Annotated in this window: 26 protein-coding genes; 22 read left to right on the top strand and 4 right to left on the bottom strand. The window is 38.8% G+C overall.

What is annotated here, in order from left to right:
• The first annotated feature begins 2 nt into the window (after positions 1–2).
• The 5 genes from IGJ53_RS10385 to recN all read left to right on the top strand — a co-directional run bounded on the left by IGJ53_RS10385 (position 3) and on the right by recN (position 4,202).
• Complete coding sequence (locus IGJ53_RS10385) at positions 3–227, top strand: exodeoxyribonuclease VII small subunit (protein ID WP_002286657.1); 225 nt, start codon at positions 3–5, stop codon at positions 225–227.
• Position 228: 1 nt separating this feature from the next.
• Entirely contained in the window at positions 229–1,119 is an 891-nt protein-coding gene (locus IGJ53_RS10380) for a polyprenyl synthetase family protein (protein WP_010733367.1), read from the top strand.
• 8 nt (positions 1,120–1,127) lie between these two features.
• On the top strand, positions 1,128–1,946 hold the full coding sequence (locus IGJ53_RS10375) for a TlyA family RNA methyltransferase (RefSeq protein WP_010733368.1): 819 nt from the start codon (positions 1,128–1,130) through the stop codon (positions 1,944–1,946).
• A gap of 106 nt (positions 1,947–2,052) precedes the next feature.
• Entirely contained in the window at positions 2,053–2,502 is a 450-nt protein-coding gene (locus IGJ53_RS10370; RefSeq protein WP_002286653.1) for an arginine repressor, read from the top strand.
• A gap of 17 nt (positions 2,503–2,519) precedes the next feature.
• Entirely contained in the window at positions 2,520–4,202 is a 1,683-nt protein-coding gene (recN, locus tag IGJ53_RS10365) for a DNA repair protein RecN (RefSeq protein WP_002375273.1), read from the top strand.
• A gap of 53 nt (positions 4,203–4,255) precedes the next feature.
• Here the strand turns inward: recN and IGJ53_RS10360 are convergent, their stop codons facing one another.
• Entirely contained in the window at positions 4,256–4,372 is a 117-nt protein-coding gene (locus IGJ53_RS10360) for a DUF4044 domain-containing protein (protein ID WP_002291876.1), read from the bottom strand.
• Between the two features lie 72 nt (positions 4,373–4,444).
• Positions 4,445–5,401: a magnesium transporter CorA family protein gene (locus tag IGJ53_RS10355; RefSeq protein WP_010733369.1), complete on the bottom strand. Its 957-nt coding sequence runs from the start codon at positions 5,399–5,401 to the stop codon at positions 4,445–4,447.
• A gap of 170 nt (positions 5,402–5,571) precedes the next feature.
• Here IGJ53_RS10355 and IGJ53_RS10350 point away from each other — a divergent pair, with 170 nt between their 5' ends.
• The 17 genes from IGJ53_RS10350 (at position 5,572) to ileS (ending at position 23,816) form a co-directional block, all read left to right on the top strand.
• A complete protein-coding gene (locus IGJ53_RS10350; RefSeq protein ID WP_002291871.1) occupies positions 5,572–5,940 on the top strand; it encodes a DUF3397 domain-containing protein in 369 nt (122 codons plus the stop codon).
• A 169-nt stretch (positions 5,941–6,109) separates the two neighbouring features.
• Positions 6,110–6,541 carry a division/cell wall cluster transcriptional repressor MraZ gene (gene mraZ / locus IGJ53_RS10345; protein WP_002291870.1) on the top strand — a complete coding sequence of 144 codons (432 nt, stop codon included), beginning with the start codon at positions 6,110–6,112 and terminating at the stop codon, positions 6,539–6,541.
• A gap of 20 nt (positions 6,542–6,561) precedes the next feature.
• A complete protein-coding gene (gene rsmH / locus IGJ53_RS10340) occupies positions 6,562–7,521 on the top strand; it encodes a 16S rRNA (cytosine(1402)-N(4))-methyltransferase RsmH (RefSeq protein ID WP_002375271.1) in 960 nt (319 codons plus the stop codon).
• 4 nt (positions 7,522–7,525) lie between these two features.
• Entirely contained in the window at positions 7,526–7,927 is a 402-nt protein-coding gene (gene ftsL / locus IGJ53_RS10335; RefSeq protein ID WP_002297992.1) for a cell division protein FtsL, read from the top strand.
• Positions 7,928–10,120: a penicillin-binding transpeptidase domain-containing protein gene (locus IGJ53_RS10330; protein ID WP_010733370.1), complete on the top strand. Its 2,193-nt coding sequence runs from the start codon at positions 7,928–7,930 to the stop codon at positions 10,118–10,120.
• Positions 10,121–10,145: 25 nt separating this feature from the next.
• A complete protein-coding gene (mraY, locus tag IGJ53_RS10325) occupies positions 10,146–11,108 on the top strand; it encodes a phospho-N-acetylmuramoyl-pentapeptide-transferase (RefSeq protein ID WP_010733371.1) in 963 nt (320 codons plus the stop codon).
• Between the two features lie 13 nt (positions 11,109–11,121).
• Positions 11,122–12,483 carry a UDP-N-acetylmuramoyl-L-alanine--D-glutamate ligase gene (gene murD / locus IGJ53_RS10320; RefSeq protein WP_010733372.1) on the top strand — a complete coding sequence of 454 codons (1,362 nt, stop codon included), beginning with the start codon at positions 11,122–11,124 and terminating at the stop codon, positions 12,481–12,483.
• Between the two features lie 25 nt (positions 12,484–12,508).
• Positions 12,509–13,597, top strand: coding sequence for an undecaprenyldiphospho-muramoylpentapeptide beta-N-acetylglucosaminyltransferase (murG, locus tag IGJ53_RS10315; RefSeq protein ID WP_010733373.1), 1,089 nt, complete (start codon positions 12,509–12,511; stop codon positions 13,595–13,597).
• A gap of 14 nt (positions 13,598–13,611) precedes the next feature.
• A complete protein-coding gene (locus IGJ53_RS10310; RefSeq protein ID WP_259741516.1) occupies positions 13,612–14,844 on the top strand; it encodes a cell division protein FtsQ/DivIB in 1,233 nt (410 codons plus the stop codon).
• Between the two features lie 155 nt (positions 14,845–14,999).
• Complete coding sequence (gene ftsA / locus IGJ53_RS10305) at positions 15,000–16,325, top strand: cell division protein FtsA (protein ID WP_002291855.1); 1,326 nt, start codon at positions 15,000–15,002, stop codon at positions 16,323–16,325.
• 22 nt (positions 16,326–16,347) lie between these two features.
• Entirely contained in the window at positions 16,348–17,589 is a 1,242-nt protein-coding gene (gene ftsZ / locus IGJ53_RS10300; RefSeq protein ID WP_002291854.1) for a cell division protein FtsZ, read from the top strand.
• Positions 17,590–17,605: 16 nt separating this feature from the next.
• Entirely contained in the window at positions 17,606–18,283 is a 678-nt protein-coding gene (locus IGJ53_RS10295) for a YggS family pyridoxal phosphate-dependent enzyme (protein WP_002310280.1), read from the top strand.
• A gap of 13 nt (positions 18,284–18,296) precedes the next feature.
• Positions 18,297–18,896, top strand: coding sequence for a cell division protein SepF (locus tag IGJ53_RS10290; protein ID WP_010733376.1), 600 nt, complete (start codon positions 18,297–18,299; stop codon positions 18,894–18,896).
• Positions 18,897–18,919: 23 nt separating this feature from the next.
• Entirely contained in the window at positions 18,920–19,198 is a 279-nt protein-coding gene (locus tag IGJ53_RS10285) for a YggT family protein (RefSeq protein WP_033583228.1), read from the top strand.
• A gap of 48 nt (positions 19,199–19,246) precedes the next feature.
• Positions 19,247–20,029, top strand: a complete 783-nt coding sequence (locus tag IGJ53_RS10280) for an RNA-binding protein (protein ID WP_010733377.1) — start codon at positions 19,247–19,249, stop codon at positions 20,027–20,029.
• A gap of 20 nt (positions 20,030–20,049) precedes the next feature.
• Positions 20,050–20,757, top strand: a complete 708-nt coding sequence (locus tag IGJ53_RS10275) for a DivIVA domain-containing protein (RefSeq protein ID WP_002286622.1) — start codon at positions 20,050–20,052, stop codon at positions 20,755–20,757.
• Between the two features lie 260 nt (positions 20,758–21,017).
• Complete coding sequence (ileS, locus tag IGJ53_RS10270; RefSeq protein WP_259741518.1) at positions 21,018–23,816, top strand: isoleucine--tRNA ligase; 2,799 nt, start codon at positions 21,018–21,020, stop codon at positions 23,814–23,816.
• A 48-nt stretch (positions 23,817–23,864) separates the two neighbouring features.
• Here the strand turns inward: ileS and zwf are convergent, their stop codons facing one another.
• Both zwf and IGJ53_RS10260 read right to left on the bottom strand, forming a co-directional pair.
• Positions 23,865–25,391, bottom strand: coding sequence for a glucose-6-phosphate dehydrogenase (zwf, locus tag IGJ53_RS10265; protein ID WP_002291842.1), 1,527 nt, complete (start codon positions 25,389–25,391; stop codon positions 23,865–23,867).
• A gap of 14 nt (positions 25,392–25,405) precedes the next feature.
• Positions 25,406–26,053: a metal-dependent transcriptional regulator gene (locus IGJ53_RS10260; protein WP_002286616.1), complete on the bottom strand. Its 648-nt coding sequence runs from the start codon at positions 26,051–26,053 to the stop codon at positions 25,406–25,408.
• Between the last annotated feature and the right edge of the window lie 95 nt (positions 26,054–26,148).

Below are 26,148 nucleotides of genomic sequence, written 5' to 3'. Positions count from 1 at the left end.
ATATGGAAAATCCAACTTTTGAAGAGTCACTGCAAGAATTAGAAAAAATCGTCATGCAGCTAGAACAAGGAGACGTTCCATTAGAATCAGCTCTAGATTCGTTTAAACGAGGAATGGAATTAAGCAAACATTGCCAAGATACCTTAGCTAAAGCAGAAGAAACCTTGACGAAAATGATGACAGAATCAAATGAAGAAGTTGATTTTGACGGAAACGAGGAAAGCTGAGATGAGATTAACTGACTTTTCAGCTATTCATCTACCTGCTGTAGAAAAAGAAATCTTGTCTTTTTTAGATGAACATACGACGGATAGAGCACTCTGTGATGCGATGACTTATTCAGTGAAAGCAGGTGGAAAAAGAATCCGTCCCTTATTACTTTTAACGGCTGTTGCTTCCTTTGATGAGCCTATCGATGTTCCCGTCTATCAAGTAGCAGCTGCTTTAGAAATGGTGCATACGTATTCCTTGATCCACGATGATTTGCCTGCGATGGACAATGATGATCTTCGAAGGGGAAAACCTACCAATCACAAAGTATTCGGCGAAGCGTTAGCTATATTGGCTGGAGATGGTTTACTGACAGGCGCATTCCAGCTGATCAGTATGGCACACTTGGGTCATTCTCCTAAGCTTCTGTTGCTTCAGCAATTAGCTGTTTGTGCGGGATCACAAGGTATGGTGGCTGGACAAGCTGCAGATATCGAAGGCGAATCGAAAAAGCTTTCGTTAGAGGAATTAGCATTTATTCATGAAAGGAAGACAGGGCGTTTGATTCGTTATGCTTTGCTAGCTGGAGGTATATTAGCGAAGCAACCTGAAGAAATCTTATTGCTACTTCAACGATTAGCCGAACATTTAGGGTTGGCTTTCCAGATAAGAGATGATCTACTTGATGTGATTGGTACAACGAAAACATTAGGGAAAACAGCTGGTAAAGATGAACGTATGGAAAAAAACACTTACCCGCGTTTATTAGGCCTAGAAAAGACACGTGAGGCATTGGAGATTGAGTTGTTATCCGCCAATAAGATCATAGACAAATTAGAAGAGGACGTTTTTTCTTTTGATGGCGGGATGATGCGCCAGATGCTCAAGCAATTTGATGTGGAGAAATGAGGGAAAGAATGGAAAAAGAACGCGTAGATGTATTAGCGGTCAAACAAGGATTATTTGAAACAAGAGAACAAGCCAAACGTTCAGTTATGGCTGGTTTGATTTACAACGAAAAAAACGAGCGGTTTGATAAACCGGGAGAAAAAATTCCAGTAAGTAGTGAATTAAGAGTCAAAGGTAAAAAACTTCCTTATGTTTCTCGGGGTGGATTAAAATTAGAAAAAGCGCTCAAAGCATTTGATCTATCTGTTGAAGGAAAAACATTGTTAGATATCGGTGCTTCCACTGGCGGATTTACTGATGCAGCTTTGCAAAATGGCGCAAAAATGAGTTATGCTTTAGATGTCGGTTACAATCAGCTAGCTTGGAAAATCAGACAAGATCCTAGAGTCGTCGTAATGGAAAGAGTGAATTTTCGTTATGCAAAACCCGAAGACTTTACCTTAGGAATTCCAGAAGTTGCTGTTATCGATGTTTCTTTTATTTCACTAAAACTGATGCTGCCTCCATTACATGCTATTTTAAAAGAAGAGGGAGAAGTGATTGCCTTAATCAAACCCCAATTCGAAGCAGGCAGAGAAGCTGTAGGGAAAAACGGAATTGTTCGTGACGCACAGACCCATCAAAAAGTTTTAGAAGACATTTTGTCATTTGCGGCACAAGGTGGATATGATGTGCTGGAAGTAAGTTATTCTCCGATCACGGGGGGAGAAGGAAATATCGAGTTCTTGGCTCACTTGAGGAAAGTACCTGAAAGCGGCACGATCAGTCCAGCTATTAATATGGCAGAAGTGGTTTCAAACGCACACGAACAGTTTGACCATAAATAAATTGTAACTGTGAAAATCAAGTGAGAAGTATTCGGATTCTTCTTTATTATACCAAGGAAATAAGCTATCATTGGTTAAGAAGAATAAGCTAAGGAGCGAAGACGTAATGAGAAAAAAAGATCGGCATCGTTTGATTACTCGATTGTTGAGTGAGCAAGATATCCGAAAGCAGGAAGAATTTGTTGAAATCCTGAAAAGCAAAGGAATATCTGTTACTCAAGCTACGATTTCCAGAGATATAAAGGAACTGAAACTGATTAAGGTACCGGCCTCAGATGGCGGCTACCGTTATAGTATACCAGCTGAAACAAATGAAGATGTAAATACTAAATTGGAAAAACTGTTAAAAGACGCTTTCGTAGCAGTTGACCAAATGGAAAAATTTGTTATTTTGAAAACTTTGCCGGGGAATGCTTCGGCAGCAGCGAATTTGATCGATAAGCGCTACAAGAAAGAATTATTTTCGATTATCAATGATGACGATAATGTTTTGATGATTACACGAACTGAAGACCAGGCAGTTTTACTAAAGAAAGACTTCCTGCATTACCTTTAAGTTGAGGAGCGAATGTGATGCTACAAGAAATCAGTATTACTAACTTTGCGATTATTCCGGAATTGCGGCTTTCTTTTCACGAAGGAATGACCGCGCTGACCGGAGAGACTGGTGCGGGTAAATCCATCATTATCGATGCTTTAGGTTTGTTAGCAGGAGGAAGAGGTTCAAGCGATTATATACGTCAAGGCGCAGAAAAATGCATTCTTGAAGGATTGTTTGAACTTCCGAAACAAGAAGGATTCTCTGAATTGATGGTTGAATTAGGTATCGAAACGGATGAAGACAATCTGATTGTTCGACGGGATATGTCGTTGACTGGAAAAAATGTTTGCCGAGTGAATGGTCACATCATCACGCTAGCCAATCTAAGAAAAATCGGTAGTTATTTAGTGGATATCCAAGGGCAAAACGAACATCAGGAACTGCTCCAGCCTGAATCACATCTTGCTTTATTGGATCGTTTTGGAGATGCAGCTTTCCAACAGAAGAAAAAGAGTTATCAGCAAGAATATACCTCTTATCGTGAGCTGGAAAAAAGGGTACGAAAAGTGCAGCAAAATGAAAAATCCTATGTTCAGAGAATAGATATGCTTCATTTCCAGCAAGAAGAAATAGCTGCTGCTGATTTGCAAGTCGGAGAAGAAGAGAAATTAAAAGAAGAAAGAGAAAAACTTAGCAATTATCAAAAAATTGCTGATGGATTAGCTGCAGGCTACGGAGCACTGACGAATAATGAACAAAACAGTGTAGATGGTGTTGGCTTGGCCGTTGCAGAATTGCAAGGCATCGCACATCTAGATGTGGAGTATGAAGCAATTTATGAAAATATCCAAAGTGCTTACTATTTGCTACAAGATGCAATCGGCGACATGAGTCGTCAAATCGATTTGTTGGAGTTAGATGAGAGTCGTTTAGAAGAAGTGACGCAACGTTTAGAATTAATCCGACAGTTGAAACGCAAATATGGCGAATCCATTGAGTCGGTATTGGCTTACTATGACGAAATCACCGAAGAGCTAGCTTCTTCTGATTTTTCAGAAGGTCAATTGGACAAAATGAAAGAGGAACTAGAGCAAAAAGAGCTTCTACTTCAGCAACAAGCCGCAGATCTTCATGAAGCGCGTAAAAAAATCGCAAAAGAATTGGAAAAATCCATTCTGCATGAATTAAAAAGTCTGTATATGGAAAACACTGAGTTTGAAGTACGTTTCCTAAAAGAAGAAAACAGACAATTGAATCATGATGGGTTTGACCAAATCGAATTCTACATTACGACCAATCCAGGAGAGCCGCTGAAGCCTTTAGTGAAAGTCGCTTCTGGTGGCGAATTATCTCGGATGTTACTGGCTTTGAAAACTATTTTTTCTTCTGAGCAAGGTGTGACAAGTATTATCTTTGATGAAGTGGATACAGGTGTAAGTGGAAGAGTTGCACAAGCCATCGCGGATAAAATTTCTCAAATATCGAAATACTCTCAAGTTTTGTGCATCACTCATCTGCCGCAAGTCGCCGCAGTCGCCGACTATCAATATTATATCGTGAAAGCAGTGATTGATGGTCGTACGCAAACATCTGTTTCAGAATTGAAAACAAAAGAAAGAGAAGAAGAAATTGCACGTATGCTAGCTGGGAGTGAGATTACAAAGCTGACACTCGAACATGCAAAAGAACTATTGCAACTCGCAAAAAGGACCTGAGCCACTGTAGTGGTTCAGGTCCTTTTTAGCAGCTGATAGCTATATTTTATTTTTTACATGACACTCATGACAGCAGTCAATACAACAGACCCAATCGTTAAAATCAGCATCGTCCAAATGACAAATTTTGTTACTTTAGCAAAAGTACTTGTTTGTTTTTTTTCACGCATTGTTTTCAACCTCGTAATTAATTAGTTAATCCAAGTGTACAATCTTTTTGTCTTTTCTACAAGAGGTCTTTTTTATAAAAACTTCCCTTTTTTTAAATAATAGGTAGTTACGATACAAATAAATAATGTTAATAGAACTAGCCAGATAAACGCATCATCTCTTTCAGCAATGGGTAGCTTGATGTTCATCCCATAGATACTTCCGACGATTGTTGGTATAGTTAATATAATCGTTAAAGAAGTTAAAATTTTCATAATATTATTCAAATTATTCGATACGATTGCTGAAAAAGTCTGATTCATTTGTTCTACTAGTTTTAATTGAATGCGAGAAGTAGTCATTGCTTGCTCTGTTTCTACCAATACATCACGCAGATGGTTTTTCAACGCATGATTTTCTTGGAAAAGTTTATTTTGCGCTAATTCTTTCAATGCATCTAAATTAGCAGAAGTCGCTTCTCTGAAATAAACAAGGCTTTTTTGGATATCCATGATTTGATAAAGTTGTTTGTTTTCAGTTGATACTTGAAGTTTGGCTTCCAAAGTATCGCATTGAGATTGAAGCGTAGCTAAATAACTGTTATAAGACAGTGTAACCTGCCAGATGAATTGAAAGAAGATATTGAGATTGGGTGAAACATCGCTTTTTGGAAAGGTTTGACTAAAGACTTTCTTTAAAAATAGTGGTTCATGATTCGTAATTGTGATAAGCTTCTTTTTGGGCGTCAAAATGATAGAGAGCGGGTATGTATCCACTTGAAAATAACCGCTAGGGCTTGTTTTAGCAAACGGATATTGCAACAATAATAACGCTGGTTTTGTCAACTTTGATTGATTGAATTCTTCTGTACGGGAATTTTCTGCATCGTCCAGTATGGAAGTGATGTAATCTGACGGAATTTCAAATTGATGTGTCAGCTGATGAATCTCTTCTTGATTGGGACGTTCTACACAATACCAGATTGTTTGGTCAGTTTCCTTTCCGGTATTACGCAGTTTCTCATTATCTAATGTAAAATATTTAATCATGATTTTCCTCCTGTTGCCTGTTTCTTTTATTATAACGGATAGGGAATTGGAATACATGGAATGTGTTTGTAAGATATAGAATATAACTGCATAAATTTAAATAAAATGAAACAGTTGTGTAAAGTATATACAGTATACTTGAAGCAACGATAAAAAAGGAGTTTACGTTCATGGGCACATTCACACCACTTATCTTGTTTTGGTATATTTACCCGGTAATCGTTTTGTTTGGTTGCCAATTTCTTGTAAAATTATTTTCGTTAAATCGTCGTTTTAAAATAAAAGCCCCTGATTTGGCGATTCCTTTTTTGTGGGGCGGTATGCATGCGTTGTCTAGAAACACAGCGACAATTTCTATCCTGCCGTTTTTCTTTATTTCTGTTTTACTAATGGGCATCTGTATTGCTGTTTTTCAAGCATATTATTATGAAGAAATCATTTATCCGCGTTATTTCAAGATGACTTGGCGTTTGGTTTTTCTGCTGACGATCGTCTTGTACGCGGTCTTGATCATTGTGAATATACTTTCTTACCTATGAAAAAAGCAGAAAAGCTGTAAAAAGTCTTTTAAAAGGCTTTTTGCAGCTTGATTCTTAAAAAAATGTTTATGAATAAAAAAAGTTGTTCCCGGATTTCCTAGAAAAGGTGGTAGAAAGTGGGGGATTGTGGTAGACTAATTTTAGTTAGTGGAGGAATGGGGGGCTTTCAATGTTGATGGGTGAATTCCAACATAATATTGATGCAAAAGGACGTTTAATCGTTCCCTCAAAACTTCGTGAAGAACTTGGCGAAAAGTTTGTTCTGACACGCGGATTGGATGGTTGTCTTTTCGGCTATCCGATGAGCGAATGGGAAAATCTGGAAGCTAAGCTGAACGAAATGCCGTTGGCTAAAAAAGACGCACGTACATTTGTGCGATTCTTCTATTCGGCTGCCACTGAATGCGAACTTGATAAACAAGGACGGATCAATATACCAAGCACGTTAAGAAATTATGCAGCTTTGACAAAAGGGTGCGTAATCATCGGTGTATCTAACCGAATTGAAATTTGGGATGAGACACGATGGGAAGATTTTTCTGCAGAAGCAGAAGAGAATTTTGACGAAATTGCTGAAAATATGATTGATTTCGGACTATAAGAATAGGAAGAGGCTGACTAATGACTGAAACATTTCAACACTATACAGTCATGTTGAAAGAAACGGTAGATGGATTGAACATCAAACCGGATGGCGTTTATGTAGACTGTACACTCGGCGGTGCCGGACATAGTGAATATTTATTGAGCCAACTAAGTTCTAAAGGGCACCTGTATGCGTTTGACCAAGATCAAAAAGCAATCGATCACGCCAAGCTGCGTTTGGCTTCTTATGTCGAACAAGGGATGGTCACATTTATCAAAGCGAATTTCAGAGAATTAGAAGAACGCTTGAGTGAGTATGTAGATAAGGTAGACGGTATTTTGTATGACTTAGGGGTTTCCTCTCCTCAACTAGATGAAGCAGAACGTGGATTTAGTTATCATCAAGATGCACCCTTGGATATGCGTATGGATCAGTCAGCTCCTTTATCCGCTTATCACGTAATTAATGAATATTCCTACCATGAATTAGTAAAGATTTTCTTCCGCTATGGCGAGGAGAAATTTTCCAAACAAATTGCTCGTGAAATCGAACGAGTACGAAAAACAAAACCAATCCAAACAACTGGTGAGCTTGTCGAAATCATTAAACAAGTCATCCCAGCTCCCGCAAGAAGAAAAGGCGGGCATCCTGCAAAAAGAATTTTTCAAGCTGTGCGGATTGCAGTAAATGACGAACTTGGTGCCGAAGAGGCCTCTTTAGAACAGGCAATCCGGTTATTGAAAGTCAATGGAAGAATCAGTGTGATTACATTCCACTCATTAGAAGACAGAATTGTCAAAAGTATGTTTAAAGAATATAGTACGGTACAAGATTTACCACCGGGACTTCCTGTCATACCTGACGAATTTCAACCGGAACTGAAAGTCATTACTCGTAAACCAATCCTTCCTTCAGAGGAAGAGTTAGCAGAAAACAATCGATCACGCAGTGCAAAGTTACGTATTGCAGAAAAAATAAGAATGAAAGAGGAGTAGAATGATGGCAGAATTAAAGAAAATGCAAGAGTACGAATATGATTTACCTGAATTGGTGGATCAGCCAGAACAACAAATGCCAGATTCTTCTTCGAATCAAGAAATCATTCTTCCACAATCACCAGCAAAACGATTGAAGCAGATTTCTGCTTTGGAAAAAATTGCTGTGGCAAGCGTGGCGATTGCTATTGTTGCTTTGTGTGTTTTAACAGTCATGTTGCGTACAAATATCAGCGGAGCTGAAAAAGAAATCACGTCAATACAAACAGAAATCAATGATAAAAAGCAAGAAAAAACGAGTTTAGAACAAGAAAAAAATGAACTTTCTCGTACTGAACGGATTAAACAAATCGCAGAAGAAAAAGGATTGTCTATTAACGACGACAATTTAAGGAAAGTGAAGTAAATGAGTCTTAAAAATAAAATTCGGCGGTTTTTGGAAAAGAAAAATCTAAATCCGATGAACAATCGCAAAAAAGTAGGTATCATTTTATTTGCTACGAGTATTGGATTGTTCTTTTTATTTGCCGTCCGTTTCTCGTATATCGTTATTGGAGGTCATGTTGCTGGTACCTCATTAGCTGAAAAAACAAAACAGTTGTACCAAGGAAGTGAAGTAGTAAAAGCAAAAAGAGGAACGATTTATGATCGTAACGGTGTGGCGCTCGCAGAAGATGCCTCCTCTTATTCAATTAAAGCGATACTCTCAAAAACATATACTTCTGGGGATAAAAAACTGTATGTCGAAGAAAAGAATTTTGATAAAATAGCAGAAATCCTGCATAAGAATCTTTCTATAGACAAAAAAGATGCACTGAATATTTTAGAAGACGGCGCAAAAAAAGAGCTGTATCAAGTTGAATTTGGTAGCTATGGGAAAAATATCTCCCAAGAAACCAAGCAAAACATCGAAGCAGATATGAAAAAAGAAGGTGTCGCTGGTCTTTACTTTGTCGACCATCAGGCTCGGATGTATCCAAATGGCGTCTTTTCTTCTCATTTTATCGGATACGCAGTACCAGACAAAGATGAGAATGGCTTAGTAGGTAAACTAGGTTTGGAGTCTGCTTACAATGATATTTTGAGCGGTAAAGATGGTAAGATTATTTATCAAAAAGATAATTTTCAAAATCCTCTGCCAGGTACAGTAGCAGAAGAAGAAAAAGCTGTCGATGGACAAGATATCTACACGACTTTGGACAGTAGACTACAAAGTTATTTGGAAACACTGATGGATCAAGTAAATGAAGAATATCAACCGGAAGAATTGACAGCAGTCTTGATGAAAGCAAAAACTGGAGAGATTTTGGCGATGGGGCAGCGTCCTACTTTCAATCCCGAAACAATGGAAGGTTTGACTGGAGAAGATGCTATCTGGCGTAATTTCTTGGTACAAGATAGTTATGAGCCAGGATCAACCATGAAAGTTTTCACTACTGCAGCCGCTATCGAAGAAGGAGAATTCAATGAGAATGAAACCTTCCAATCTGGAAAAATCCAAGTAGAAGATGCGACGATCAATGACCATGACTTTGGTGAAAAAGGTGTGCTGACCATGCGTCAAGCTCTTTCATGGTCAAGTAACGTCGGGATGGTCATACTGGAACAGCGATTAGGCGGACGATGGTATAATTATTTACAAAAACTAGGATTTGGACAAAGTACCCATTCTGGATTAGATGACGAAGTAAATGGTGCTTTGCCTACATCAAATATTGTCGACCGAGCAATGAGTGCTTATGGACAAGCGGTAGGTGTGACGAATTTCCAAATGATGAAAGCTTTCACTTCTATTGCGAATAACGGTACAATGATTCAACCTCGATATATCAGCAAAGTAGTGGATCCTCAAACTGGAGAAGAGCGAACAACTCAAACAGAAGTTCTAGGTCAACCTTTTTCAAAAGAAACAACAGAAAAAGTCCGTGAATATATGAGAGATGTTGTCGAAAGCGAAAACTACGGTAGTGCTTATGGTGTATATAGTGTACCTGGATACAATGTATCGGCAAAAACCGGAACAGCCCAAATCGCTTCTGATACAGGGGGATATCAAACAGGAGATACAGCCTACCTGTATTCGATTGTGGAGATGGTTCCTTCTGAAGATCCAGACTATGTCTTGTATCTAACAATGAAACATCCTAAGACATATGATCGAATGGCTTTGGCTAAAATCGCAAATCCATTGATGAAACGGGCAATGGATTTTAAAGAAACTGAAGAAGATGCGGATACAGAAACCAAAACAGAAAAAGTATCCGTAGCCGATTATCGTAATCTAGAAGCAGATGTTGCAGCAGCGGATGCTCAAAAAAGCGGACTGCAACCTGTCGTTATCGGTAACGGGAAAAAAGTACAAAAACAATCTACTGCCAACGGTGATCAGTTGATCTCTGGAGAAAAACTGATTCTATACACTGGTGGCGACAAGCTGATGCCTGATGTAACGGGATGGTCAAAAGCAGATATCATGAAGCTAGGGAAAATCCTTGGTATCGAAGTTAGTTTTGATGGGGATGGTTATTGTGTCAAACAAGAACTTGCTCCATATGAAAAAATCACAAAAGACAAACTTAATTTTACTTTAGAAGAATAAGAAGAGAAATAGGAGAGAAAAGAGCATGGAATGGACACAAGCATTGATTCCCATTGTCAGCAGTTGTGCAATGACGATTGCCGCAATGCCGCTATTTATTGGTTACTTTCAAATGAAAAAGCAAGGTCAGGCGATTCGCGAGGAGGGACCAAAGTGGCACAATATCAAAGCCGGAACTCCTACAATGGGCGGCTTAGTGTTTCTGATTGGCTCTATTTTGACAGGGATTTGGGTTGGAGCTTGGCAAAAACAGCTGACTCCTACTCTTTTCATCTTGCTTTTTGTATTAGCATTATATGGAGTAATTGGGTTTCTTGATGATTTTATAAAGATCTTCAAGAAAAGAAACATGGGGCTGAACTCGAAACAGAAACTGATTGGACAGATTCTAGGGGGAATCATCTTTTATCTTGTTTACCGTTCTGAAGGCTATCCAGGTGTATTGAATTTCTTTGGGCTGGATCTGCCTTTAGGAATCATTTATGGGATTTTCGCTATTTTCTGGCTTGTTGGATTTTCAAATGCGGTCAATCTGACGGATGGTATCGATGGATTAGTTGCTGGCTTAGGCAGCATCTCTTTTGCAGCTTACGGTCTGATTGCTTGGCATCAGCATCAGTATGATGTATTAATCATTTGTCTCAGTGTCTTAGGTGGTTTACTTGGATTCTTCGTCTATAACCGGAAACCTGCCAAGATTTTTATGGGAGATGTCGGTTCATTAGCTTTGGGCGGACTTTTAGCGGCAATTTCTATGATGCTGAACCAAGAGTGGACATTGCTTTTGATTGGCTTGATTTATGTTATGGAAACTGCAAGTGTGATGCTTCAAGTTACATCCTTTAAACTTACGGGAAAACGAATTTTTAAAATGTCTCCAATCCACCATCATTTTGAAATGTGCGGATGGTCGGAGTGGAAGATTGATACAGTTTTTTGGTTGATCAGCATTGCGACTTCATTGATCACATTATGGATCGTTTGGTAGGAGATGACGGGAAATGAAAAAAATATCAACATATGAAAATAAAAAAGTGCTTGTCTTAGGACTCGCAAAAAGCGGAGTAAGTGCGGCCAAATTATTACATGAATTGGGCGCACTTGTCACCGTTAATGACGGAAAACCTTTTGATGAAAATCCGGAAGCACAAGAATTGCTTTCTTTAGGGATAAAAGTAATAACAGGTAGTCATCCAATCGAATTGCTAGATGAAGAATTTTCGTTGATGGTCAAAAATCCTGGGATTCCCTACAGCCATCCTTTAGTAGCAAAAGCCCAAGAAATGGGTATTCCGGTAATTACGGAAGTGGAGCTAGCTTACGAAGTAGCGGAATGCCCAATTATTGGGATTACAGGAACGAATGGAAAAACCACGACAACAACGATGACTGGACTACTACTGAATGCAGGCGTAGACAAAGGAGTTGCACGTCTAGCAGGAAACATTGGGTATCCAGCAAGTGGTGTCGCGCAAGAAGCGACACCAGAAGATAAAATCGTGATGGAGTTATCTAGTTTTCAACTCATGGGAATCACAGATTTCCATCCTCATATAGCGGTGATCACCAATATTTATGAAGCACATATTGATTATCATGGGACAAGAAAAGAATACGTTAAAGCTAAATGGAACCTTCAAAAAAATATGACAGCTGAAGATTATCTGGTTCTTAACTGGAATCAGTCAGAACTACAAGAATTAGCGCAAAGAACAAAAGCACGCGTCCTGCCTTTTTCGACAAAAGAAGTGTTGGAAGACGGTGTGTATGCTGACGATCACGCAATTTATTATAGAAAAGAAAAAATAATGGAAATCTCTGAACTTGGCGTACCAGGTACGCATAATGTAGAAAATGCGCTAGCTGCAATTACTGTAGCAAAATTGTATGGTATATCAAATGAAGCTATACGACAAACGTTGCATTTATTCCATGGCGTGCCACATCGTACGCAATATGTAGGAGAGATCCAAGGCAGAAAATTTTATAATGATTCAAAAGCAACCAATATTTTAGCGACTAAAATGGCTCTAAGCGGATTTGAAACGGCTAAGGTCGTGTTATTGGCAGGCGGATTAGATAGAGGAAATACATTTGATGAATTAGTTTCTTCAATAAAAGGAATCAAAGCAATGATCGTATTTGGTCAAACAAAAGAAAAATTGATTGATGCTGGAAAAAAAGCTGGCATCGAGACGATAGTAACAGCCGATTCTGTAGAACAAGCAGTTCCTTTAGCATTAGAAAACAGTACAGATGGTGATGTGATTTTATTATCACCAGCGAATGCCAGCTGGGATCAATACCCTAATTTTGAAACTAGAGGAAACCGATTCATGGAAGCTGTGAATCAATTAAAATAGAAAAAGTAGAAGCGAGCGATAAAAAATGAAAATTTTGGTTACAGGCGGAGGAACGGGAGGACATATTTATCCAGCTCTTGCCTTTGTCAACTATGTGAAGACTCAAGAACCGAATGCTGAATTCATGTATGTGGGAGCAAAACGTGGTTTAGAAAATAAAATTGTCCCTGATACAGGAATGCCTTTCCATACTTTGGAGATTCAAGGCTTTAAACGAAAAATTTCCATGCATAATATCAAGACAATCCGATTGTTTCTTAAGAGTATCCGTCAAGCAAAAAAAATCCTCAGTGATTTTCAACCAGATATCGTTATCGGTACTGGAGGATATGTTTCCGGAGCGGTAGTGTATGCTGCAGCAAAAATGGGAATTCCAACTATTATCCATGAACAAAACAGTGTACCAGGTGTTACCAATAAATTTTTAAGCCGATATGTGGATCGGATCGCTCTTTCATTCAAAGATGCGGCTCCTTTCTTTCCTGAAAACAAATCAGTCCTTGTAGGTAATCCTCGAGCACAAGAAGTAGCAGATACTAAAAAATCAGATATTTTGAAAACATTTGGGTTGGATCCAGAAAAGAAAACAGTCTTGATTTTTGGCGGCAGTCAAGGAGCACTTAAAATCAATCAAGCGGTATCGGTTTTTTTAAGTGAATATATTCCTTCCTCTTATCAAGTCTTATATGCTACAGGAGAAAGATATTATGAAGAAATCCTAAATAAAATAAATCCTGAAATACAAAACATTAGTGTCCAGCCTTACATCAAAAACATGGCAGAAGTCATGGCTTCGAGCGATCTGCTGGTGGGACGTGCTGGTGCAACTTCAATCGCAGAATTTACAGCTTTGGGGCTTCCGGCAGTGTTAGTTCCCAGTCCATATGTTACGAATGATCATCAGACTAAAAATGCAATGAGTCTTGTTCATGCAGGAGCAGCAAAAATGATTGCGGATAATGAGCTAACGGGTGAATCACTAAGTCAGACAATTAACGAAATCATGGATGACGAAGAATTGCAAAAGCAAATGTGCCGAGCTTCTAAAGAACAAGGCATCCCTGATGCTTCAAAACGTCTTTATGACGTAGTGAATCAAATAATCAAAAAATAAAGGCGGTGGTCTTAGTGAGTAAGAAAAAAGAACCTAAAAAGTTGTCTCATTCGTCTTCTGATGAAAACAATTTGACTCCTTGGCAAAAGGCTAACCGAAAATATCTGGCAGAACAAGGGATGAAAAACCAAGAGCCAAAAAAAGAAGACACACCATTAGACACACCCCTTTCAGATTCTGAAGAAGAAAGAACGGTTCAAGAGGAACAGCAAGAAAAAAGCCAGTCAGAAAGCCAGTCCGAGAAAAAAATCGAATTTTTTGAAGAGATCAAGCAAAAGAAAAACGGTGGCCCGTATAACGGTTCTTTTTTGAATCGACTCCCCAATTTAAAAAGTCAAAGGCACAAAGTACTGTTTCGTCGGTTAGCATTGATTATTACTGTATTGGGCATACCGCTGATTTTTTTAATCTATTATGTTTCTCCTTATAGCAAGCTACAAGCAGTTGCAGTGTCAGGTAATAAGGTAGTCAACAGTCAGGAAATCATCTCTGATACCAAATTGTCATTGGGAGAAAATGTCTGGGGGCAGTATTTCGATCGATCCACTTATATCGAACGGCTAAAAAAAGCACAGCCGAGAATCGAAAAAGCAGCTATACACTTCAAAGGGATAAATGAGTTCGATTTGGATGTGACAGAATATAAAGAAATCGCTTTGATTGCAAAAGATAATCAATACTATCCAGTAATTGAAAATGGAACAGTATTAGATGAAAAAGTAGCAAATCCTACAAAAAATCTCCCTATCTTGGAAGAGTTCAAAGATTCAGCAAAAATCAAAGAATTAACAAAGCAATACAATCAGTTATCATCAGAATTGCAAAAAGCAATCTCTGAAATCAAGTATACACCAAGAGCAAGTAATAAAAACCTGATCCAATTGAACATGAATGATGGCAATCAAGTCATTGTAAATATCAATAATCTTGCGAACCAAATGAAATATTATTCGCAAGTAGCTAAAGACATGGATGAAAAAGGTGTGATCGACATGGAAGTTGGCATCTACTCATATCCTTACAGCAGTACTCAAGAAACGGCAGAATCGGACCAAGCGGAAGAAACAACTGGAAGTGAAGAAAACGCGGATCAAACAAATGGGTCAAGTGAAGAGGCAGAAACGCAAGCAGCAGATACACCTGAATCGTCTGATACAAACGGCTCATCTGATTCAAATAATTCAAGTGAAGCAAGTCAAATAGAAGACAATCCAAGTACAACTCCGTCAAGTTTAAATGAAAATTGATAAAACAACTTTAAAAAGTAAGAATGTACTTTCTAAAAACCAGTAATTTATGGTAGAATTGAAAGCAGTGAATATATCTATTAATAAGTATATTTTAAAACGGACGCTAGTTGTTCGCTTGTATATGGAATAGTAAGTAGGAGGGAATCCCATTCATGGCAAAAACAGGAATGTATGTAGGCCTTGATATTGGAACGACATCTGTTAAAGTTGTCGTGGCTGAATATATCGACAGCCAAATGAATATTATTGGAGTAGGAAACGCAAAATCAGAAGGGATTAACCGAGGCATTATCGTTGATATCGATAAAACGGTCCAAGCGATACAACGAGCAGTACGACAAGCAGAAGAAAAAGCAGGTATCCAGATCAAAGGCGTAAGTGTCGGTTTGCCAGCAAACATGCTTGAAGTAGAAAATTGCCAGGGAATGATTGCAGTTAACGGAGATTCAAAGGAAATCACCGATGAAGATGTCAGAAATGTGGCTTCTGCTGCCCTTGTTCGTTCAATACCTCCTGAACGTCAAATCGTGTCAATTTTGCCACAAGATTTTACTGTCGATGGATTCGAGGGGATCAAAGACCCTCGTGGAATGATCGGCGTAAGATTAGAAATGTACGGTCTGTTGTTTACCGGACCAAAAACGATCATCCATAACATACGTAAATGCGTGGAAAATGCCGGATTAATCGTCAATGAAATGGTGATTACTCCTTTAGCGCTGACAGAATCAATTCTTTCTGACGGAGAAAAAGATTTTGGTACGATTGTTATTGATATGGGTGGTGGCCAAACAACAACGGCTGTTATGCACGATAAGCAATTGAAGTTTACCAGTCTCGACCAAGAAGGTGGCGAATTTGTCACTAAAGATATCTCTATTGTATTAAATACGTCTTTTAACAATGCAGAAGCGTTGAAAATAAATTACGGGGATGCATATCCAGAACGGACATCACCAGATGAAGAGTTTCCAGTAGATGTAATTGGTCAGTCAGAACCAGTGAAAGTCGATGAACGCTATTTGTCAGAAATTATTTCAGCTCGTATGGAACAGATTTTCAACAAAGCAAAAGATGCATTGGACCAAATCGAAGCATTAGAGTTGCCAGGTGGCGTCGTATTGACAGGCGGAGCTGCTAGTCTTCCAGGTGTTGTGGACTTGGCACAAGAAATCTTCGGCGTAAATGTGAAACTGTATGTTCCAAATCACATGGGACTGAGAAACCCGGTATTTACAAATGTAATAAGTATCGTTGATTATTCAGCAAACTTGAGCGAAGTGTATCAATTGGCAAAAATTGCTGTTACAGGTGAAACCTCAGCAGCTCGTCAAATGGTAGTTGAACAAGAAACAACAAACACATATGAAAGCTATGAAGCACCTGAAGAAACAGTCTACGATGAGCCGGAACCAAAAGAATCCGGAGAAAATGTAAAAAATAAAATCAAGGGTTTCTTTACAAATATTTTTGATTAATTCATCCTGGGAGGAATAAGATATGGAATTCTCAATTGATAATAATATCAATGACGGCGCAGTAATCAAAGTCATCGGAGTCGGCGGTGGCGGTGGAAATGCTGTGAACCGAATGATTGAAGAAAACGTCAAAGGTGTTGAATTCATTACAGCCAACACAGACGTGCAAGCATTAAAAAATTCAAAAGCTGAAACAGTTATCCAATTAGGACCAAAATATACTCGTGGTTTAGGTGCTGGTTCTCAACCAGAAGTTGGACAAAAAGCGGCAGAAGAAAGTGAACAATCCTTACGCGAAGCTTTAGACGGTGCAGATATGATTTTCATCACTGCAGGAATGGGTGGAGGAACTGGTACAGGTGCTGCACCAATCGTTGCAGGGATCGCTAGAGAACTGGGCGCATTGACTGTTGGTGTCGTTACACGTCCGTTCACTTTTGAAGGACCTAAACGTGGCCGTTTTGCTGCAGAAGGTATCGCTCGTTTGAAAGAAAATGTGGATACATTATTGATTATCTCAAATAACCGTTTACTAGAAGTTGTAGATAAAAAGACACCAATGCTTGAAGCTTTCCGTGAAGCAGATAACGTTTTACGTCAAGGTGTACAAGGTATCTCTGACTTGATTACGGCACCAGGTTACGTTAACCTTGACTTTGCTGACGTGAAAACAGTGATGGAAAACCAAGGTACAGCATTGATGGGGATCGGTGTAGCTAGTGGAGAAGATCGCGTAGTAGAAGCAACGAAAAAAGCAATCTCCTCCCCATTGCTTGAAACATCTATTGATGGAGCGGAACAAGTACTTCTTAACATCACAGGCGGTTTGGATATGACATTGTTTGAAGCACAAGATGCTTCAGATATCGTAGCAAATGCAGCAACTGGCGATGTAAATATTATTCTAGGTACATCTATCAATGAAGAAATGGGCGATGAAATCCGCGTGACGGTCATCGCAACAGGTATCGATGAATCAAAAAAGGAGCGCAAGTCTAGCCGTCCAGCTAGACAAGCACAAATGCAATCACCTGCTCAAAAGACTGTATTAGATATGGATCAAGCTAAACCAACTTCTGCAGAAGAAGAAAACAGTTTTGGCGATTGGGATATCAGACGTGAACAAAATGTTCGTCCTAGAGTTGATGATTCCAATTTTGACAATATCGAAAAAAAAGAATTTGATACATTCAACCGCGAAGAAACAAAATCTCATGGCGATGATGAATTAAATACGCCACCGTTTTTCCGTCGTAAAAAATAAAGGAGAGGAAGAGCACATGATTGCTGACAACTTGCAGAAAATCAAGCAAGAAATTCAGGATTCGTGTGCTCTTGTTCATCGTGATCCGAAAGAAGTTACATTAGTAGCTGTAACAAAATCTGTTGAATCAGCTCAAGCTGAAGAATTGGTCAGAGCTGGCGTTATGAATTGTGCAGAAAACCGAGTAGATAAACTATTACAAAAGAAACAAGATTTATTTGATTTTCCCGAAATAAAGTGGCATTTAATTGGTAATTTACAGCGCAGAAAGGTAAAATTGATTGTAAATGAAATTGATTACTTTCATGCGTTGGACAGTTTAAGATTAGCAGAAGAAATCCAGAAGCGGTTAGAGAAAGAATTATCCTGTTTTATTGAAGTAAATGTTTCTGGTGAGGAATCAAAACATGGAATTTCACCAGATGAGCTTTTACCGTTTGTGGAATCTTTAGCTGCCTGCACAAAAATCAAGGTTGTTGGGTTAATGACTATGGCGCCTAAAGAAGCTTCTGATGAGCAAATCCATAAAGTGTTTGGTACGCTGAAAGAATTGCGTGATCTTGTTCAAGCAAAAGGTTATGCCCATGCACCATGTAATGAATTAAGCATGGGGATGAGTCAGGATTTTCAAATTGCGATTGAAGAAGGTGCAACATTTATCCGTGTAGGAACAGCGCTATTCAAAGACGAATAAAGGAGGAACAAAAATGCCGCTTTTAAACAGAGGAGCAATTGCTAATTTTTTCGGATTAGCTGATGAGGAAGAGTACGAATACCAAGATTATCCTGAAACAACAAAAAAGGCTGTACAGCCAACTAAAAAAAATACAACACAGAATCAACCAACTCATTCTGTATCTGCTGCGAATACTCATGAGAAACAAAAAACGGCGACTTCACGTCCTGTAACGCATGAAAGTATTCAGCCGGCTGAAAAGAAAAAAGTAATTGAACTACATCAATCACCTACAAAAACTGTAGCAAAAGAAAGAACAGCTTCAAGAACGGCTACACAACCTAAAGCAAATCTTGCGGGAAAAATCACTGTGATGGAACCAAGAGCTTATTCTGAAGCGATGGCGATTGCTAAACGAATCATCGCTGGTGAAGCAACCTTAGTGAATTTTCATTTAGTGGAAGAAAAGCAAGCGAGAAGAATCGTTGATTTTCTAACAGGAACAGTTTATGCATTAGATGGAGATATCAAACGCGTTGGAGATGAGATTTTTCTTTGTACACCGACAGGGATGGAGATTGACAGTTCAACCGCTCAATCTTTTGCAGATGCGAATTTGTTTGATCTGTAAGAGGAGGAACTACGATTTATATTATTGCGCTATTACTTCATTTAATTCAACGGGCAGCCTATTTCTATAGCATTATCTTGATGGTATATGCTTTGCTCTCTTGGTTTCCAGGCGGTTATCAATCAGGGTTAGGACGGTTTTTAGCTAAGATCTGTGAACCGTATATCAGTTTATTCGATCGTCTGCCTTTAAGGATCGGTCCTTTGGATTTCACGATTTTAGGGGCCATTCTAATCTTGAACTTAGCCGTACAAGGATTAGCACAGATCGTTATATGGATAACTATCCATTTAGTTTATTGATTCAAGCAACAAAATCTTTATTCTCAGAATAGATAGGAGGGGAAAGTTTTGGATGCAAATGTATACCAGCACTTTCGGGCAGATGAACGTACATTTATCGACTCAGTAGGTGATTGGATTGAACAAGTTCAAGGACAATATGCGCCATATCTGACTGAATTTCTTGACCCCAGACAATCCTATATTTTAGAAACACTGATTCGGCAAAGTAGTGATTTGCGTTTCATGTTTTATGGTGGATATGAACAGGCAGAAAGAAAAAGATGTTTGATTTTCCCCGATTATTACGAACCTGTAGAGGAAGATTTTGAAACAGCATTGTATGAAATCCATTATCCTAGCAAATTTGCCAGTCTAAGTCATGGGAAAATCCTTGGGACTTTAGTGGGAACGGGTATCAAACGCTCTTACTTTGGCGATATCATCTCAGATGGCGATCGCTGGCAAGTATTTATTGCAAATGAGGTGGATCATTTTGTTGCTGCACAAGTAACAAAGATTGGAAAAGTTGCTGTACGCTTGGAACCAATCAAATACACAGAAATGATTTTGCCGAAAGACAGCTGGACACAAGAAAGAGGAACAGTTAGTTCCATGCGACTGGACAGTGTGATCTCTGAGATTTATAATATTTCCAGACAGCGGTCCAAGCAGCTGATTGAAGCTGGTAAAGTAAAAGTGAATTGGACAGAAAATACAAGACCTGATTTTGTACTTGAACTATTAGATATTATTTCAGTCAGGGGTTACGGCAGAGTCCAGATCCAAGAACTTGAGGGGAAGACGAAAAAAGAAAAGTACAGGGTGTTGTTCGGTGTATTACGTAAATAAAATAAAAAGGTGGTTTACTCATGGCTTTAACTCCATTAGATATCCAAAATAAGACATTCCCAACAAAAATGCGGGGATATAATCAAGACGAAGTAGATGATTTCTTAGATTTAGTTGTTCGTGACTACGAAGAATTGACTCAAAGAAATCGTGAATTAGAAAAAGCAGTCAAACATTCAGAAGAAAAACTTGAGTATTTCAATGAATTGAAAGATGCATTGAACCAATCGATCATCGTAGCTCAAGACACAGCGGATAAAGTAAAAACAAGTGCAAGTAAAGAATCTGAAGTGATCGTTACTTCTGCACAAAACAAAGCAGATGAGTTAGTTGCGAATGCTGAAAAACGTGCACACCAATTAACAACTGATGCAGAAGAAAAAGCAAGAAAAATCTTGACAGATGCAACAGAAAAAGCAAGACAGCTTGCGACAGAAACAGAAGATCTTAAGAAAAAGACACGAGTATTCCATCAACGTATCAGCTTGATGCTTGAATCTCAATTGGAACAAGTGAAAAGTCCAGAATGGGACGAAATTTTACAACCATTCTCTAGCTATGTGACTGACAGCCATGAAGTGATTAAAGAAGTTTTAGCAAAACAGCTTGACAACGAAAATGATACTGATGTAAACTCAGACACAGGAGTCATAGAAGCACCTATGACGGCATTTGATACACAGGCTATCGATATCTCAATCGTACCTGGTGAAAATGAAAACGAGTAGAACAGAAAAGCACTTTGTTATTCTTAAAGCGAGCCGATGAGAGTGGAAGATCGGTAAGACACTGCATCGTGAAAGATCCTCTACTTGAGACTGCTTTTCTGAAACTAGAGTAAGAAGCAGCGGCTGACCTCGTTATTGGTCACAGAGAGTTTGCATTAGATAGATGCAACTAAATTTGGGTGGTACCACGGCATGTTCGTCCCTTGCGGCTGAACATGCCTTTTTGTGTCCGGAAAATAAACGAAGGAGTGAATGGTTGAATGAAAATGAAAGAAACCTTGCAATTAGGAAAAACAAAATTCCCTATGCGTGGTAATTTGCCAAACCGAGAAGGCGAATGGCAAAAAGAATGGGAAGAAAATCAAATCTACCAAAAAAGACAAGAATTGAACGAAGGAAAACCTAGCTTTGTTCTTCATGATGGACCTCCTTATGCCAATGGTAATATCCATTTAGGGCACTCATTGAATAAAATCAGTAAAGACATTATCATTCGTTCAAAATCAATGTCTGGCTATCGCGCACCATATGTTCCAGGCTGGGATACACATGGATTGCCAATCGAACAAGTGTTGGCTAATAAAGGCGTGAAACGTAAAGAAATGTCCATGGCAGAATATTTGGAAAAATGTCGTGAATATGCACTTTCCCAAGTAGATAAGCAACGAGAAGATTTCAAACGCCTAGGGGTTGCAGGAGATTGGGAACATCCCTATGTCACATTAGACCCTTCGTATGAAGCTGCACAAGTACGCGTATTTGGTAAAATGGCTGAAAAAGGCTATATTTACAAAGGATTGAAACCCATTTACTGGTCTCCGTCAAGTGAGTCTTCTTTAGCGGAAGCTGAAATTGAATATAAAGATGTAAAATCCCCATCTATTTTTGTAGCTTTCAATGTCAAAGACGGCAAAGGCATCCTTGATGAAGATACAGCTTTCGTCATTTGGACGACAACACCATGGACATTGCCAGCAAACCAAGGTATTGCTGTAAATCCCAAATTTACGTATGTACTGGTCGAAGCTGATGGCCGTAAGTTTATTGTAGCAAAAGATTTGCTAGAAACAGTTCAAACAGAAATCGGTTGGGAAAATGTAACGGTTCTAAAAGAATTTGCTGGCCAAGAAATGGAATATATGACTGCAAGTCATCCATTCTATGACCGTGAATCGCTCGTAATTTTAGGTGACCATGTTACTTTAGACGCTGGTACTGGATTAGTCCATACTGCTCCAGGACACGGGGAAGATGACTATATCGCCGGTAGCAAATATAAACTATCTGTAGTGTCACCTGTAGACTCAAAAGGGTTGTTTACAGAAGAAGCTCCTGGATTTGAAGGAATCTTTTATGATAAAGCAAATCCTATGATTACTGATTTGTTAAAGGAAAAAGGAGCTTTGCTGAAACTAGATTTCTTTACCCATAGTTATCCTCACGATTGGCGGACGAAAAAACCTGTGATTTATCGTGCAACTCCACAATGGTTTGCATCTATCGATAAATTCCGTCAGAATATTTTGGATGAAGTAGAAAAAGTAGATTGGGTTATTCCATGGGGAAAAACACGTTTATATAATATGATCCGTGATCGCGGCGACTGGGTCATTTCTCGTCAACGTGCATGGGGAGTGCCGCTTCCGATTTTCTATGCTGAAAATGGTGAAGCAATCATCACGCCAGAAACAATCGAACATGTAGCAAAATTATTCGCTGAACATGGATCAATCATCTGGTTTGAAAAAGAAGCAAAAGAACTTCTTCCTGAAGGATTTACTCACCCAGGTTCTCCTAATGGCGAATTTACAAAAGAAAAAGATATCATGGATGTCTGGTTTGATTCTGGTTCTTCTCATGAAGCTGTTTTACGTCAACGACCAGAATTATCATTCCCAGCAGATATGTACTTAGAAGGATCAGACCAATATCGTGGCTGGTTCAACTCAAGTATCACGACAAGTGTGGCTATCAATGGCGTAGCACCATATAAATCAGTTATTTCGCAAGGATTTGCTTTAGATGGCGAAGGCCGTAAGATGAGTAAATCTTTAGGAAATATCATTGCACCAGAAAAAGTGATCAAACAATTTGGTGCAGATATCCTTCGCTTGTGGGTATCTAGTGTCGATTATGAAGCAGATGTTCGTGTATCTATGGATATCTTAAGTCAAGTGGCAGAGGTATATCGTAAGATCAGAAATACGATGCGTTTCTTATTAGCGAATACAGAAGATTTCGATCCTAAAAAAGATACTGTTTCGTACAATGATTTACGCTCTGTAGACAAATACATGACCGTACGATTGAACCAAGTAATCAAAGAAATCAGAGAAGAAGGATATGACAAATATAATTTCATGCATATTTACCGTACAGTTATGAACTTCTTGACTGTTGATCTATCGTCCTTCTACCTGGATTTTGCTAAAGATGTGGTTTATATTGAAGCAGAAGATGATTATCAACGTCGTTGCATGCAAACTGTTTTCTATCAAACAGCTGTAGCTTTGACGAAACTATTGACGCCTATCATTCCACATACGGCGGAAGAAATCTGGTCATTCCTGAAAGAAGAAGAAGCATATGTTCAGTTAAGCGAGCTTCCTGGCTATGAAGAGTTTGCGAACCAAGAGGAATTGATGGACACTTGGGCTGCTTTCATGGATTTCCGTGACAAGGTCTTAAAATCATTGGAAGAAGCAAGAAACAGCAAATTGATTGGTAAATCATTGGAAGCAAAACTAACTGTTTATCCAAAACAACAAGTTCGTGAAATGTTAAAAGCTTTGGATGCAGATATTGCACAATTGCTGATTGTTTCCCCAGACTACTTTGAAGTAATGGAAGCAGATGTACAAGTGCCAGATAATGCTGTGGTATTTGACGATGTTGCTATTACAGTGGAAAAAGCAGACGGAGAAACGTGCGATCGCTGTCGCCAAGTTCGTAAAGATGTAGGAGTAGATGAAAAACTTCCTCATCTATGCGGTCGTTGTGCAAAAATCGTTGAAGACTTCTATCCTGAAGCTGTAGCTGAAGGATTCGAAGAAAAGTAAAATAGAAAAGGGGTTGTGACATGTTTTTTGTCACAACCCCTTTTGTTATCAATCGATTAATTTTCCACGTTCGCGGTACCAGTTATCTGGTTGCCAGATCCATTCGAATCCGTCTTTTTCAAGTAGTTCGAAAGCTGCTTTAGGCCCCATTGATCCGGCTTTGTAGTTTGGAAAGTCCGGTTGTGTTTGGTCCCAAGCTTTGCGAATGACATCCACGATATGCCAAGATTGAGCGACTTCTTCCCAATGAGAGAAATTGGTTCCGTCACCATTCAACGCATCTAGCAGTAATTTTTCGTAAGCTTCTGGGCTATTTTCAACCATTTCTGCACTATTTCGAAATTCTAATTTGATTGGTTCCGTTTCAAACCCTTGACCTACTTCTTTTCCATTCAGGGATAAAGAAAATCCTTCAGTTGGCTGGATATAGATCGTTAGAACATTCGGTGGGAGTGTCGTATCGTCACATGGTTCATCGACAGATGTTTTGAATACATTAACAGGAACCTGTTTGAACACGATATTGATCCGAGTACCTTTTTCAGTTAAACGTTTTCCTGTACGCACATAGAAGGGAACACCAGACCAACGGAAGTTGTCGATAGTGAATTTTCCTGCGACGAAGGTTTCGGTCTCTGATTGAGCATCCACTTTGTCTTCTTCTCGATAACCTTTGAATTGTACGCCATCTAATTCACCTTGAGCATATTGTCCACGAACGAAGTTTTCTAACACTTCTTCTTCGTTGTAGATGCGGATTGCTTTCAATGCTTTGATCTTTTCTGTACGGATTTCTTTTTCGGAAAATGCTACTGGTGGTTCCATTGCAAGTAATGCTACAACTTGCAGAATGTGATTTTGCACCATGTCTTTCAGTGCGCCACTATGATCGTAGTAGCCCCCGCGATCTTCTACACCAAGGTTTTCACCAAAAGTGATTTGGATATTATCGATATAACGATTATTCCATTGAGCCTCAAAAATATTATTGGCAAAACGGATAGCTGATATATTTTGGATCATTTCTTTCCCTAAATAATGATCGATCCTGAAAATATCTTGCTCTGGGAATACTTCTCTGATTTGCTGATTCAATTCGAAAGCAGATTGGTAATCCGATCCAAATGGTTTTTCTATAATCAAACGATTGAAGCCATTTTTTGTCATAATGTTTTGTGATTTTAAATGAGAAACGATCGTTCCAAAAAATTGAGGTGCCATGGCCAAATAATAGACGCGATTGCCGTTTAACTGATAGTGTCCATCTAATCGGTCAGACAATTCTTTTAATGTTTGATAATGTGTTGAATCATTTACATCATGGGATTGGTAGTAAAAATGACTAGCAAAAGTAGTTGCTTCTTCATCAGAAGGATTCAATGCACGGATCGTTTCTTTGACAACTTCACGGTAGTGTTCATCGCTCCAAGGACGGCGAGCGGTCCCGATCACGGCAAAATGCTCGCCTAAATTTCCTTTTCTGTAAAGGCGGAACAAAGACGGGTACAATTTACGTTGGGCTAGGTCACCTGTGCCGCCGAATATCGTAAACAATACATTTTTTTCATTAGACATGTAGATACACTCCTTTATATTTTATCGACAAAAATCGTGCTGGCCGCCTTGAAGCTGACGGGTATTTTCTTTCTATCATTTTGGATAGTGATTGGTCCTTCATAAGCTGCGATATCAACGATCTCATACTCTTCGTTGATATTCAGGTCAATTGTGACTAAGTAATCCAACAATTCTTTTTCATCAAGCACTCGTGCAATACGCACTTTTGTACCGACAGGATAGGATTCTAGTGTTTGCCGGCGTTCTTCATGGACGACTTCCTCTTTTTTAGGAATCGATCCTCCATGAGGACAATGTTCAGGATGATTCAAATAGTTTTCTAAATGATCTGCAAGATGTTCCGAAGTCACATGTTCCAATACTTCAGCATCATCGTGGACTTCATTCCAGCTATAGTCTAAATGTTCAACTAAAAAAACTTCCCATAAACGATGTTTGCGAATCAAACTGCTAGCTTTTTGCAGTCCGCTTGCAGTCAATTGTACACCTTGATAAGGGGAATGTTCTACAAGCTCTTCTTTCACAAGTTTAGAAATCATTTCACTGACAGATGCAGCTGAGACATCTAGGCTAGATACGATTTGTTTATTGTTGACTTTCGTTGTATCTCCGCCTAGTTCTAAAATGATTTTCAAATAATCTTCTCGATTTGGTGTCATATTCGATCATCCTTTCATGGTAAAAACCATCATTAGTAAGTGTAACAAAAAAAACGTTAATTGACTATTTTTCTAAATAAAAAACAAAGGATTTT

It is taken from the genome of Enterococcus sp. DIV1283b, from assembly GCF_051710965.1.
Classification (GTDB): Bacteria; Bacillota; Bacilli; order Lactobacillales; family Enterococcaceae; genus Enterococcus_B; species Enterococcus_B lactis.
The sequence above is the reverse complement of the archived record's forward strand: the minus strand, read 5'-3'. Positions and strand labels throughout refer to the sequence as shown.